Consider the following 12,950-nt stretch of genomic DNA (forward strand, 5'->3'; position numbering starts at 1 on the left):
CCGCATGTCCCTTTTGTGGGGATATATCCACACTTACTCCATTCGAAGTGACATAAAGGATGTGCTCAAATTGCTTCCGCCGCTTCCAAATCCGGCGAGGGGTTACGTAGGCCAGTGATGACACAAGACCGCCGGAGCCACCGCGCGTCAGGGGTGGGCAGTCGACTCCTGCCGGCGAACTGGCGCGTGCGTCCCCGTCTGGTCGCGCTGATCCTGCTCCCGACCGCCGCGGCCGTACTTCTCACCGGCCTCCAGCTCACCACGGCCCTGTCCACGGCCGACGGATACCGCCGGATGAGCCAGGTCGCCGGACTGGTCGATTCGCTCGGCACCCTCTCCCACGAGATGGCCGAGGAACGCGACCTCACCGCCTGGTACATCGCCGCCACCACCCGCGCCAACCTCAACAAGGTGCGGGATCAGCGCGACGTGGTCGACCGGAGCAGTGGCCAGGTGCTGGCCGCCATCGACGCCCTCGACTCCTCGCAGGCCACCCGCGTCCGTACCGAGGTCGCCCAGATCCGCCGCTGGCTCAACGGGCTCCCCGGCCTGCGCAGGCTGATGGCCGAGGGGAGCGTGCTCCCCCGAGCGGCCCTCGGCATGTACACGCGGATGATCACCGACTTCATCACCCTCCACGACGACCTGGGTCGCAGCGGCGGCGACGAGCGCCTCATCGGAGACGCGCTCGCGCTGGGCGCGCTGACCCGGGCCAAGGAGCAGGTCGCCAGGCAGCGGGGAACGCTCCTGATCAGCTTCCTCGACCGTAAGTTCGACTTCGACGACCCCGCCGACCTCCTCGGCGCCTACCGGAGCCAGCAGAGCGAGGAGAACGCCTTCCAGGCCACCGCCTCGGCCACCGACGTCAAGAGCTTCCGCGACTCGGTGAACGGCCCCAAGGTCGACCAGGCCGACGCCACCCGTGCCCTCGTCATGTCCCTCATGCGCGAGAACAAGCCGCTGGAACGGATGACCGGCCGCACCTGGGCCAGGAGCGCGGCCGTCTGGTACGACGACTCCACCGCGGCGGTGGAGGGCATGCGGACCGTCGAGCGCCGGCTGGCGTCCGCGGTGGTCTCCCGCAGCCAGGAGATGCAGAGCGCCGAGCAGCGCAGCGCGATGATCTCCGGTGCGGCGATCCTGGTCCTGCTGGTCATGATCCTGCTCATCACCGCCTGGGTGGCCGGCACGCTCGTGCGACCGCTGCGCAGGCTGCGCAGCGAGGCGCTCGAGGTCGCCGACACCCGGCTGCCCGAGACCGTCCGGGTGCTGCGCGAGTCCGGTGACCACGCCCCCCAGGTCGAGGTGCCCTCCATCGGAGTGGTCTCCCGCGACGAGATCGGGGAAGTGGCCCGGGCCTTCGACGAGGTCCACCGTGAGGCGATCCGGCTCGCCGGTGACGAGGCCCGCCTGCGCAGCAACATCAACGCGATGTTCGTCAACCTCTCCCGCCGCACCCAGTCGCTGGTGGAACGGCAGATCGACCTCATCGACGACCTGGAGCAGGGCGAGCAGGACGAAGGGCGGCTGGGCAGCCTCTTCAAGCTGGACCACCTCGCCACCCGCATGCGCCGCAACTCCGAGAACCTCCTCGTCCTCGCAGGTCAGGAGCAGAGCCGCCGGTGGAGCGAGCCCGTCCCGCTCAGCGACGTCGTCCGCGCCTCGCTGTCGGAGGTCGAGAACTACGAGCGGGTCAACCTCCGGGTCGAGTCGGGCATCTCGATCATCGGCCAGGCCGTCAACGACATCGTCCACCTGGTCGCGGAGCTCGTCGAGAACGCCATCTTCTTCTCGCCGCAGGACACCAAGATCACGGTGTCCAGCAACGGCAACGAGACGGGCGCCGTCATCCTGGCGGTCACCGACTCCGGCATCGGCATGAGCGACGAGGAACTGGCCGAGGCGAACCGCCGCCTGGCCGAGCCTCCCGCGGTCGACCTGTCGGTCTCCCGCCGGATGGGTCTGTTCGTGGTCGGCCGCCTGGCCATGCGCCACGGCATCAGGGTCCAGCTCAGGCGTCCGGACACCGGTGGCCTCAGCGCCGTCGTGCTCCTGCCGGTGCAGGTGGTCGCCCAGTCCCCGTTGATGCCCGAGATGGCCATGTCGGGGCAGGGCATGCAGTCCGGCTCCTTCGACGGCCAGCCGGGCTCGTTCGGGTCCATGTCCAACCAGGACCCGTTCGCCTCGGTGAACCCCGACCCGTTCGGGACCGCTCCGAACCCGGACCCGTTCGGGACCGGTGCGGCGCGCGGATCCCGGCAGCCGACCGGTCTCGGCACGCCGCCCGCCCAGGCGCCTTCCCAGCCGCCTCCCCAGGTGCCGATGCCGACGTCCGCGGACATGTGGTCGGGGCCGGTGGTGCCCGCCTCGGCGGTGGAGGACCTGTGGTCGTCCCCGCTCGCGTCGACCGCGCCGCCGTCGTTCCCCTCGGCCTGGCCGGACCCGCCCGCGATCGACCCGTGGACGCCTCGCCGGCTGGAGCCGGTGGAGAACACCCAGGCCCTTCCCGTGGTCGAGGTGCCGCCGACGGAACCGGAGCCCGAGGAGTTCCTGCCGATCTTCGAGGCGGTGGGATCCGACTGGTTCCGCCGCAGCGCGCCCATCACTCCGGAGCCCGAGCTCGAGCCGGAACCGGAGCCGGAGGTCAAGCCGCGGCCGATGGAACAGCGGGTGAGGCGGGGTCCGCAGGGCCTGGAGACCCAGAACATCCCGCAGATCACGCATTCCACGCCGCCGCCCGCGCAGCAGGCCCAGCCGTTGCCGCAGCGGACGCCGCAGCAGCAACAGGCGCAACCACTGCCGCAGCGGACGCCGCAGCAGCAGGGGCAGCCGTCGCGGCCGGCCGAGCCCGCGGCCGAGAGGCAGCCGTGGAGCACCCCGTCCGACCAGGGCTGGGCCGCCGCCGAGGTCGCGAAGAAGCCCGTCGAGGGTGGCGTGACCGGAGCGGGCCTTCCCAAGCGGGTACCCAAGGCGAACCTCGTTCCCGGAGCCGCCTCGGCGGCCCAGGCGGCCCCGGCCCCCCCGATGCCGCCGATATCGGCGGAACGGGTACGCAGCCGTCTGTCCAGTTTCCAGCAAGGCGTACGGCAGGGGCGCGCTGAGATGAGCGAGCGAGCCAACGCCGTCGAGGGAGAGAACCAGCAGTGAACAACCAACTCAGCCAGGCCGCTCGCGGCTTCAACTGGCTGATCACCGAGTTCGTGAAGGAGATGCCCGGAGTCGCGCACGCGGTGATCGTCTCCACGGACGGACTCCCGCTGGCCTACTCCCAGGGCTTCCCCAAGGACAGGGCGGACCAGCTCGCCGCCATCACGGCCGGTCTGATCAGCCTCACTCAGGGTGCCTCGCGGGTCTTCGAGGGCGGTCCTGTGGTACAGACGGTGATCGAGATGCAGCGGGGCCTCCTGCTGACCATGTCGATCAGCGACGGTTCCGCGCTGGCCGTGCTGGCCGCGCCGGATTGCGACATGGGCCTCGTGGCCTACCAGATGACACTGCTCGCAGAGCGTGCCGGCCAGGCGCTTACGCCTGCGCTCCGGGCCGAGCTGCAGTCGGTTCAGCGATAGGGGGGTGATATGGACGCACCAGGTTGGCGTGGTCCGGGGGACGACCCCCCGAGCACGCCTCAGGCCAAGAGCGGACGAGATCGTTTGATTCGCCCGTACGCTGTGACCGGGGGCAGGACCGCTCCCCGGATGCAGCTCGCTCTCGAGGCGCTGGTTTCCTCGGCGACGTTCGCGAGCGTGGACCCCACCACGCTCTCCACGGAATATCAGGCGATCATCTCGCTGTCCCGGCAGGTGCGCTCGGTTGCCGAGCTCTCCGCTCTGTTGCGCATGCCTCTCGGCGTGACCCGGGTGTTGATCGCGGACATGGCGGCCGAGGGCCTGGTGCAGATCCACCAGCCGTCGCTGGATGCGGGTAAGCCGGATCTCAATTTGCTTGAAAGGGTGCTCAGTGGGCTTCGCAGGCTCTGACGCCGGAATGACGTCGACGAAGATCGTTGTTGCCGGCGGGTTCGGTGTCGGCAAGACGACCTTCGTCGGTGCGGTCTCCGAGATCATGCCGCTGACCACGGAAGCGGTGATGACGGAGGCGAGTGCGGACGTCGACGACCTCTCGCACATTCCCACGAAGCGGACCACCACGGTCGCGATGGACTTCGGCCGTGTCTCGCTGGACCGCGACCTGATCCTGTACCTGTTCGGTACGCCGGGTCAGCACCGGTTCTGGTTCATGTGGGACGACCTCGTGAAGGGCGCGATCGGTGCGATCGTGCTCGTCGACACCCGGCGGCTGGCCGACAGCTTCCCGGCGATCGACTACTTCGAGGAGGCCGGCCTGCCGTTCGTCGTGGCCCTCAACGGGTTCGGCGGATCGCACGTCCACGGTGAGGAGGAGGTACGGGAGGCTCTGACGATCTCCCCGCACATCCCCATCGTCCGGACCGACGCCCGGTCCCGCGACGCCGTGAAGTCGACCTTGATCACCTTGGTCGAGCACGTCCTGACGCTCAGGGTCTGACGTCACCGGTGTGGGCCTCGTCCCTTCGGGGGCGGGGCCCACACCCGTCTTCGCCCGCGGTCCGACGGCACGCGCCGTCAATCGCCCATGTGGCCACCGATTTCACGGTGGTCATTTTCTTTTTGTGCGAAAAACGGCGCCGGACGAAAGCCGGGCGGTGCGAAAGGCGGGTCGTATGATGGTGATCCGGATGGGAACGGCCTCGCGCGAAAACGGCCTGCGAAAACGATCCCGGGTGAAAGGCGGTCGCGGGCGAAAGAGGTTCCACCTGAAAGGCGGACAAAACGGCGACGGCCGGTGGCGTGAACCTCATGCCACCGGCCGTCGTTCGCATTCCTACATCGGCAGAGCCTCGATGATGGAGGAACCGGCGGTGAGTTCTATCTGCCGGTTGAGCCGGAAACCCGACTTGCCCAGGAGTTCCGCGTACTCGTCGGTGCTGCGTTCCATCCCCTCGCCGAAAAGGGCGAGCATCCGCATGTCGACGTCCTTGCTGATGTGCGGCCGGTCGTCGTCCGGGACCACGAACTCCACGATCAGCACCCGGCCGTCGTCGGGGATGACCTCCCTGATGCTGCGCAGGATCCGTACGGAGTCCTCGTCCGACCAGTTGTGGATCACGCTGCTCAGCAGGTAGGCGTCCGCGTCGGCGGGCACGGAGACGAAGAAGTCGCCCTCGACGAAACTGCACCGATCTTCAAGACCGGCCTCGGCGAAGAACCTGCGAGCCCCGCTGACCACGCGTTCCCGGTCGAACAACACCCCGCTGAGATCTGAATACTCCTTCAGTACCGCGGCCAGGATGTGCCCCTTGCCGCCGGCCACGTCCACCAGGGTCCGCAGGCCGGAGAAGTCGTAGCGGGAGGCCACCGCGTCCGCGAACGGCTGTGCCCTGGCCACCATGTAGTCGTCGAACAGCGCGCCCGCCTCGGGGTGGGCCCCGAGGTATTCGTAGAGGGGGCCGTGCCGCTCCACGAAGGCCGACTTTCCGCTGCGAACGGTCTGCGGGAGCTTGCCCATGCCGTACCAGAAGCCGTCCTCGGCGATCATCCGTACGGCGGAGCGCAACGAGCCGGGTGTGTCCTCGCGGAGGACGGCACCGGCCTCGGTCAGCTCGTACGTGCCGGGCGCGACCGTCGTGACCATGCCCATGGAGGCGAGCTGGCGCAGCACCCTGCCCAGCGCGGACGCGTCGGCGCCGCAGCGCAGCGCGAGCTCGTCGACGGTGAGGGCGCCGTCTCGCAGATGGTCGGCGCAGCCCAGCTCGGCCATCGCGGCCAGGGCGGCGAAACGGGATACACCGCCGATCGCATCCCAGACCGGTGCCTGTGGGTCGCTCATGAGAATCCTCTCTTCTCCGGGGTGCGGGCCGGAGGGGGAGCCGTGTTTGTGAAGGTCGTGTCGTCTTCAGGAGGCCGAGGCCGACGGGCTGCGCATGCCGCGCACCAGACGGCCGACCTCGGCGCGCAGGTGTACGAAGTCGGGGTGCTCGCGGGTGGTGATCTGGTCGCGGGGGCCCGGCAGGTCCACGCGCAGGTCGCCCACGATCCCGGCGGGGGCCTTGGACAGGACCACGACGCGGTCACCGACGTAGACGCTCTCGTCGATGTCGTGGGTGATCAGCACGATCGTCATGTTGTGCAGGCCGCGAACCCGCAGGGTGAGGTCCTCCAGATCCTCGCGGGTCTGGGCGTCGACGGAGCCGAAGGGTTCGTCCATCAGCAGCAGGGCGGGCCGGTAGGCGAGCGCGCGGGCGATGGACACCCGCTGCTGCATGCCGCCGGAGAGCTGCCACGGGTATTTGGCCGCGGCGCCTCGCAGGCCGACCTCCTCCAGCGCCTCCAGCGCCGACTGCCTGCGCCGCTGCTTGTCCAGCCCCTTGCGGCGCAGCGGGAGCGAGACGTTGTCGGCCACCGACATCCAGGGGAACAGGGACCGGCTGTAGTCCTGGAACACCACGGCCAGATCGTCGGGGGTCCGCTCCACGCGGGCGCCGTTGAGCGTGACCTGGCCGCCGCTGGGCCGGAGCAGCCCCGCGATGGAGCGCAGCAGGGTGGACTTGCCGCACCCGGAGGGGCCGACGACGCACACCAGCTCGCCCTGGGCGACCTTCAGGTTGATGCCGCCCAGCGCGTTGTGCGCGCTCGGACCGCTGCCGTAGGTATGGGACAGGTTCGTGATTTCGAGCACAACAGGTCCTCAGGTCGTCTGCTTGGCGGATCGGTGCCAGGACAGGGCACGTCGCTCGGCCGCGAGGAACGCCGAGTTGAGCGCGTATCCCAGGACGCCGAGCATCACGATGGTCGCCCACACGCCGGGGAAGTCGTACGACCTCTGGGCGTCCAGGAGCTGGAAGCCGATCCCGTCGACGCTGCCGATCAGCTCGGAGAGCACCATGAGGATCAGCGCGAGCGACAGGCTGACCCGGAGACCGGCGAAGATCTTCGGCATCGCCGAGGGCAGGATGATCCGGAACAGTCGCTCGCGGCCCGACAGCCCGAAGACGCGCGCGGTGTCCAGGTGCTGACGGTCGACGTGCCTGGCGCCGTCGCAGGCATTGATCAGGATCGGCCAGACGATGCCGAACGCGATGAAACTGATCTGCATCCGGGGGCCGATGGCGAACAGCGCCAGGAACAGCGCGAGCAGCATGGGGGGAGGGATGGCGCGGGCGAACTGGACGAGCGGATCGACGAGACGGAAGAGCAGCGGGGAGCGGCCCAGGGCGACCCCGAGGCCGATCCCGACGATCCCGGCCAGCACCCATCCGGCCAGCAGGCGGCCGACGCTCGCCGGGAGGTTCTCCAGCGCCGCGTCGGTGAGCCAGAGCTGTTCCGCGGGGCCGGTCAGCCACATCGTGTATCCACTCGCGGCGATCTGCGACGGGGGAGGGAAACTCAGCATCTCCAGGTAGCGGGTGACCAGCTCCCACAGCAGCACGACGACCGGCACCGGCCACAGCCGGCCGACGGCACGCATCGCGCCGTTCATCACACCACCTCCGTACGGGCGGTGTGCCAGCGGAAGAGCCGCCGCTCGGCGAGCACGAACAGGCCGTTGGTGACCACCCCGATGACACCGGCCCAGATGGCGGCGGCGATGACGTACTCCGTCGTGTCCACCGCGCCCGCGCTCTCCAGGACGTAGCTGCCGATGCCGTCGGAGCCACCGCCGATCAGCTCCGTGCTGATCGCCACGATGAGCGCGATCGCCGACGCCAGCCGGACACCGGTGGCGATGAACGGCGCGGTGCTCGGCAGGGAGACCCGCCACAGCACGGCCGGCTTCCCGAACCCGAAGCTGCGGAGCGTCTCCTTGGCGAGCGGGTCGACGTCCTTGAGGCCGTACATCGTGTTGATCAGGACGGGCCAGGTCGCCGCGTAGACGACCAGGGTGACCTTCATGTCGAACCTGTCGGAGAACACGGCGAGCGCGAGGGGGATCAGCGCGATCGACGGGATCGGGCGCAGGAACTCCACGATCGGCCGCAGCGCGCTCTCCACGCGGGGCAGGCTGCCGAGCAGGAACCCGGCGGGCACCGCGATCGCGACCGTGAGCAGCAGCCCGGTCGCCCACGCGCCGAGGGTCGAGGCGACGTCGGAGAGGAACTCCCCGTCCGTCACGAGAGCGGCCGCCCGGACGAGCACCGTGGAGGCGAGCGGGAACGCGAGCGGGTCGATCAGCCCGGCCCGGCCCGCCGCCTCCATGACGCAGAACAGCCCCGCGACGCCGAGGGCGCCGCAGAGCAGTCTGTTGTCGAGCGGGTTGCGCCGTGTCACCCGAGGTTTCCGGGAAGGATGGACTTGGCCTGGATGGGGCTGGTGAGGTAGCCCTGCTCAAGCATGAGGTCGGCGACCCGCTGCAGGCGGGTCTCGTCGAGGCTCGTGGGGAAGGACCCGAGCGTGATGACGGCCGCGGTCGCCGCGTCGATCTTGGTGTAGGTCGGCAGGATCTCCTCGACGGCCTTGCGGTCGGTGGCGGCGATCTGCTGGGCCTTGGCGATCGCCCGCTGGAAGGCGGCGACCGTCTTGGGGTTGTCGGCAGCGAACTTCTCGGTGACGGCCACTCCCGCGATGGGGAAGTCGGCGGTGGAGTCGACCATCGTGTCGGCGAGCTTCTGGGCGCCGATGACCTTCTGCGACGCGGTGAGGGCCGGCTCCGTCATCCAGGCGGCGTCGACGACCCCGCTCGCCAGCTGGGCCCCCATCTCGGGGAAGGGGAACTCCACGAACTCCACGTCCTTCTCGGAGAGGCCGTGCGTCTTGAGCACCGTGGTCACCGCCAGGGTGCCGATGTTCTGCTTGCTGTTGACCGCGATCTTCTTGCCCTTGAGATCGGCCGGCGTCTTGATCGTGGAGTCCTTCGGCACCATGAGGTTGAAGGAGTTGGGGGCGGCCTGGTAGAGGTCAGAGATGATCTTCATCTTCTGGCCCTTGGAGACGGCGAGGAAGGTGGAGACGTAGTTGGTCTGCGTGGCGTCCAGGCTGCCGCCGATGAGGCCCTGCTGGGCCTGGGCGCCGCCGGGCACCGGCTCGATCTCGACGGTGAGCCCCTCCTCCTTGAAGAACCCCCTCTTGTTGGCGATGTAGAGTGCGGCGGAGTCGGGAATCGGCAGCGCCCCCATCTTGAGGCTGGTCTTCTCCAGGCCACCCGCGTTCGCCGCGGTGGTGTCAGTGGGGGTGTCAGATCCTCCGCAGGCGGTGAGCACGAGGGCCGCGGCCACTCCTGCGACGACGGCCCGGCTCGCAAGTTTGAACCTCATGGGTCTCCTTAGCTGCGTTTGACCGCCCCTGCCGGAACTCGCGATAACTCAACGGGCGACATGGAGAGGGTCCCGGGAGGCATGTTGGTCAAAGGGGGGTATGCCGACCGCGGATCAGAGTAGCGGAGTAGATCAGTCAAATTACAAATATCACCCCTTTCGCCCCTATCGCCCCGAAGCCACAAAGCGGTCATAGCTGTCTCGGTTGTCACATGCGTATCAATCAACCGGGTGAGCGGATGTAGCGGGCATAGCGAAAGATGTCAATAAATATGTTTGGCAACTTTGTGGAAGTTTGCGGTTACAGGGCGGAGAGTCATCGCCCGGTTACGGGTGCTGTGTACCCGTTAAGTGAAGAATGCGAGTTATGTGCTGTTGGCCGAACTGATCCGGCTGTGCTCCAATAACCCCTACCCCATGGATGCGTCGGCGTCACTCGCACATCATTTGCGTGACGCGATCCCCTCCAAGCAGACGATCCGAGGAGAGGCAGCGGAGGCCAGTGAGGACAGCGTCAATCCCCAGCGAACGCGAATCCGGGCCGGCACCTGCCCTGGGATTCGACAACCAGGGGGGGCGGCCGCGGAGCGGCCCGGGTCAGGACCTCGACGGTCGCGACTCCGAGGAGTCCGCGAGAAACGGCAGCAAGCTAGCGCTCAAGAACTGGCGGGTGAGGTCGCGGCTCATCGCGCTCATCGTCGTTCCCACGGTGGCCGCGATCGTGCTGGGAGGCCTGCGGGTCACCGGCTCGATCAGCAGCGCCGCCGACTACGAGCGCGTGCGCACCACCGCCGAGCTCACGGCGGGTCTCAGCGACCTGGTCGACGAGCTGCAGCTTGAGCGAGACCTGTCGGCCAGGTTCGTGGCGCAGGGCCGCCCGGCCACCGGCAAGCCGAACCTGCGCAAGCAGTACGAAGAGGTCGACGAGGCCGTCGGGCGGGTGAGCCCCCGCGTCAACGCCGCGATGGCCGACAGCGGTCTGCTGGAGACCCTCGGCACCCGGGGCGAGACCGAGCTCACCCAGATCCGCCGTCGCATCGACGAGATCAAGAGCGTGCGCGAACTGGCCTCGGGGGAGAACACCCAGCTGCCGGCCCAGCCCACGATCGCCATGTACTCCCGTACCATCGCCGACCTGCTCGCCCTGCACGACGAGATCATCCAGGGCGTCTCCGACCAGGAGCTCGCCGGTGGCGCGGTCGCGTTCGCCGCGCTGGCGAGGGCGAAGGAACAGGTGTCCAGGGAGCGGGCGAACCTCGCCGTCGCCCTCGCTGTCAGGGGGTTCAGCGCCGAGGGCCTCAACGCCATGCTGGCCGCCCGCGCGCAGTTCGACGGAGAGCTCGCGACCTTCCGCTCCGAGGCGTCGGTCGAACAGCGCCAGTTCTACGACGACACGGTCAGCGGCCCGAAGAAGGACCGCGCGGCGGCGATGCGCGCCCGTGCCGTCTTCATGGCGCTCAACGGCCAGCCGCTGAGGAACGTCGACGTCTCGAAAAGCGCGCTCACCGATCAGGCGACCTGGCTCGACGCCTCGAACCACGTCGTCGAGCGCATGCGCACGGTGGAGGAAGAGGTCGCCGGCGCCCTCATCATGCAGAGCGAGGTCCTGCAGGCGACCGAGCAGCGCGGCGCGTTGATCGCCGCCGGGCTGAGCGGACTGCTGCTCCTCCTGGTCCTGATCATCACCGCCGTCATGGCGCGCTCGCTGGTCAGGCCGCTGCGCAGGCTCCGCACCGAGGCGCTGTCCATCGCCGGCCAGCGTCTTCCCGAGACCGTCCAGACCATGCGCGAGAGCGGCGAGGTCTCGACCACCGACATCACCCCGATCGGCGTCGCCTCCGACGACGAGATCGGTGAGGTGGCCCGGGCCTTCGACGAGGTCCACCGCGAGGCCGTGCGACTGGCGGGCCAGGAGGCCACGCTGCGGAGCAACGTCAACTCGATGTTCGTCAACCTCTCCCGGCGCAGCCAGACCCTGGTCGAGCGCCAGCTCTCCCTCATCGAGAGCCTGGAGCAGGGCGAGCAGGACGAGGGCCGGCTCGGCAGCCTCTTCCGCCTCGACCACCTCGCCACCCGCATGCGCCGCAACTCCGAGAACCTCCTCGTCCTCGCGGGCCAGGAGCCCGCCCGCCGGTGGAGCCAGCCGGTCCCGCTCATCGACGTGGTCCGCGCCTCGCTGTCGGAGGTCGAGAACTACGAGCGGGTCGACCTGCAGCTGTCCGCGGGAGTGTCCGTGGCGGGCACCTCCGTCAACGACGTCGTCCACCTGATCGCGGAGCTCGTGGAGAACGCGATCTCCTTCTCCCCGCGTGAGACCAAGGTCATCGTCTCCAGCAACCGCATCGACGGCGGCGGGGTGATGGTCTCGGTGACCGACATCGGCATCGGCATGACCGCCGAGGAGCTCTCCCAGGCCAACTGGCGACTGGCCAACCCGCCGGTGGTGGACGTCTCCGTCTCCCGCAGGATGGGCCTGTTCGTGGTCGGCCGCCTCGCCCTGAGGCACGGCATCCGCGTCCAGCTCAGGCAGCAGGACAGCGGCGGTCTGACCGCGATGGTCCTGCTCCCGGAGAACCTGCTCGCCGTCGCCAATCGTCCGGGCGGACCTCCCGGTGGCATGCAGAGCGGCGACTGGGCGGGGTCGATGGCCTCCATGGACCGCCCGCCCGTGCTGGCCAGCCCCGCGGCCCCCCCGATACCCTCCTTCGCCTCGTTCGAGGCCGCCCACCAGAACTCGTTCGCCTCCTTCGACCTGGGGCAGCAGTTCAACTCCTTCGACGCCTCGCAGCCTCCCCTCGGAGGCGGCCAGTTCGGGCAGGCGCCCGTCGACACCCCCTGGCCGGGGCAGGTACCGCCGCCCGGCGCCGACCCCAACGGCTGGCCGAACGTCTCCCAGCCCGACCCCCCGGGGTGGCAGGGACGGGGCGGACCCCGTGGCGAGGTGGGGACGTGGTCGGCGGGCCAGAGCGCACCCGCGCGTGGCGACGCCCCCGTCTGGCCCGGCGGGCAGCAGAGCAGGGACAGCGGCTCCGACGTCTGGTCGGCCGCCTCGCGCGGCGACTCCGGGGGATGGCCGTCCACCGGCGACTCCGGACCGTTCGGGCGGCGCGTCTTCGACCCGGCGGACAACACCGGCCCGCTGCCGGTGATCCCCGACTCCTCGCCCATGGAGGAGGCGAAGGAGGAGTTCCTGCCGATCTTCGCGGCCGTCGAGTCCGACTGGTTCAGGAAGGTCGAGCCGGCTCCGGCCGTTCAGGAACGGGCCGAGGCTGCCCCCGAGACCCAGGTCGCCCACGAGACCGTCCAGCTCTCGCAGCCGGCCGCCCCCTCCCAGGGGAACGGCTGGTCGTCGCCCGCCGACGTGGGCTGGCAGGCGGCCAAGGCCGCCAGCGAACCCTCACTCGGGGGGATCACCGGTTCCGGGCTGCCCAAGCGGGTGCCCAAGGCGAACCTGGTACCCGGTACGGCCGCGCCCGACCTGAGCGCGGCACCCCAAGCTCCCGTGCACCGGCCGACGATCTCCCCGGAGGCGGTGCGCAACAGACTGGCGAGCTTCCAGCAGGGAGTACGGCAGGGGCGCGCGGCCGCCAGGGGCGGAGCCGGAGACGGGCGGCCGTATCCCGACTTCGGCCGGGACGTTGAAGGAAACAAGGAGGACCGGTGA

10 protein-coding genes are annotated in these 12,950 nt (G+C 69.3%); 5 read left to right on the forward strand and 5 right to left on the reverse strand.

Going from position 1 to position 12,950, the window contains the following annotated elements:
- The first annotated feature begins 186 nt into the window (after positions 1-186).
- The 4 genes from ACFY3D_RS30590 to ACFY3D_RS30605 are packed head-to-tail and all read left to right on the forward strand — an operon-like array spanning position 187 to position 4,524.
- Positions 187-3,147 (forward strand): nitrate- and nitrite sensing domain-containing protein, encoded by a 2,961-nt coding sequence (locus ACFY3D_RS30590; RefSeq protein WP_389985641.1) that lies wholly within the window; start codon positions 187-189, stop codon positions 3,145-3,147.
- Positions 3,144-3,566 (forward strand): roadblock/LC7 domain-containing protein, encoded by a 423-nt coding sequence (locus ACFY3D_RS30595; RefSeq protein WP_350948708.1) that lies wholly within the window; start codon positions 3,144-3,146, stop codon positions 3,564-3,566. The genes ACFY3D_RS30590 and ACFY3D_RS30595 overlap by 4 nt, the downstream gene beginning before the upstream one ends.
- 9 nt (positions 3,567-3,575) lie before the next feature.
- Complete coding sequence (locus ACFY3D_RS30600) at positions 3,576-3,977, forward strand: DUF742 domain-containing protein (RefSeq protein ID WP_350948707.1); 402 nt, start codon at positions 3,576-3,578, stop codon at positions 3,975-3,977.
- Between the two features lie 7 nt (positions 3,978-3,984).
- Positions 3,985-4,524, forward strand: a complete 540-nt coding sequence (locus ACFY3D_RS30605; RefSeq protein WP_350948706.1) for an ATP/GTP-binding protein — start codon at positions 3,985-3,987, stop codon at positions 4,522-4,524.
- Between the two features lie 336 nt (positions 4,525-4,860).
- On the opposite strand, the gene ACFY3D_RS30610 is transcribed toward ACFY3D_RS30605, so the two are convergent.
- The 5 genes from ACFY3D_RS30610 to ACFY3D_RS30630 form a co-directional block, all read right to left on the reverse strand.
- Positions 4,861-5,865, reverse strand: a complete 1,005-nt coding sequence (locus ACFY3D_RS30610; protein WP_350948705.1) for a methyltransferase — start codon at positions 5,863-5,865, stop codon at positions 4,861-4,863.
- Positions 5,866-5,931: 66 nt separating this feature from the next.
- On the reverse strand, positions 5,932-6,714 hold the full coding sequence (locus ACFY3D_RS30615) for an ABC transporter ATP-binding protein (RefSeq protein WP_362897697.1): 783 nt from the start codon (positions 6,712-6,714) through the stop codon (positions 5,932-5,934).
- A 9-nt stretch (positions 6,715-6,723) separates the two neighbouring features.
- Complete coding sequence (locus tag ACFY3D_RS30620; RefSeq protein ID WP_389985644.1) at positions 6,724-7,515, reverse strand: ABC transporter permease; 792 nt, start codon at positions 7,513-7,515, stop codon at positions 6,724-6,726.
- The gene (locus tag ACFY3D_RS30625; RefSeq protein WP_350948702.1) at positions 7,515-8,303 is read right to left on the reverse strand and encodes an ABC transporter permease; all 789 of its coding nucleotides are present in this window, start codon (positions 8,301-8,303) and stop codon (positions 7,515-7,517) included. The genes ACFY3D_RS30620 and ACFY3D_RS30625 overlap by 1 nt, the downstream gene beginning before the upstream one ends.
- Positions 8,300-9,286, reverse strand: a complete 987-nt coding sequence (locus ACFY3D_RS30630; RefSeq protein ID WP_389985647.1) for an ABC transporter substrate-binding protein — start codon at positions 9,284-9,286, stop codon at positions 8,300-8,302. The genes ACFY3D_RS30625 and ACFY3D_RS30630 overlap by 4 nt, the downstream gene beginning before the upstream one ends.
- 502 nt (positions 9,287-9,788) lie before the next feature.
- On the opposite strand from ACFY3D_RS30630, the gene ACFY3D_RS30635 reads away from it, so the two are divergent.
- Complete coding sequence (locus tag ACFY3D_RS30635; RefSeq protein WP_389985650.1) at positions 9,789-12,950, forward strand: nitrate- and nitrite sensing domain-containing protein; 3,162 nt, start codon at positions 9,789-9,791, stop codon at positions 12,948-12,950.

Origin of the sequence: Streptosporangium sp. NPDC000509, from assembly GCF_042898365.1 — a bacterium.
Classification (GTDB): Bacteria; Actinomycetota; Actinomycetes; order Streptosporangiales; family Streptosporangiaceae; genus Streptosporangium.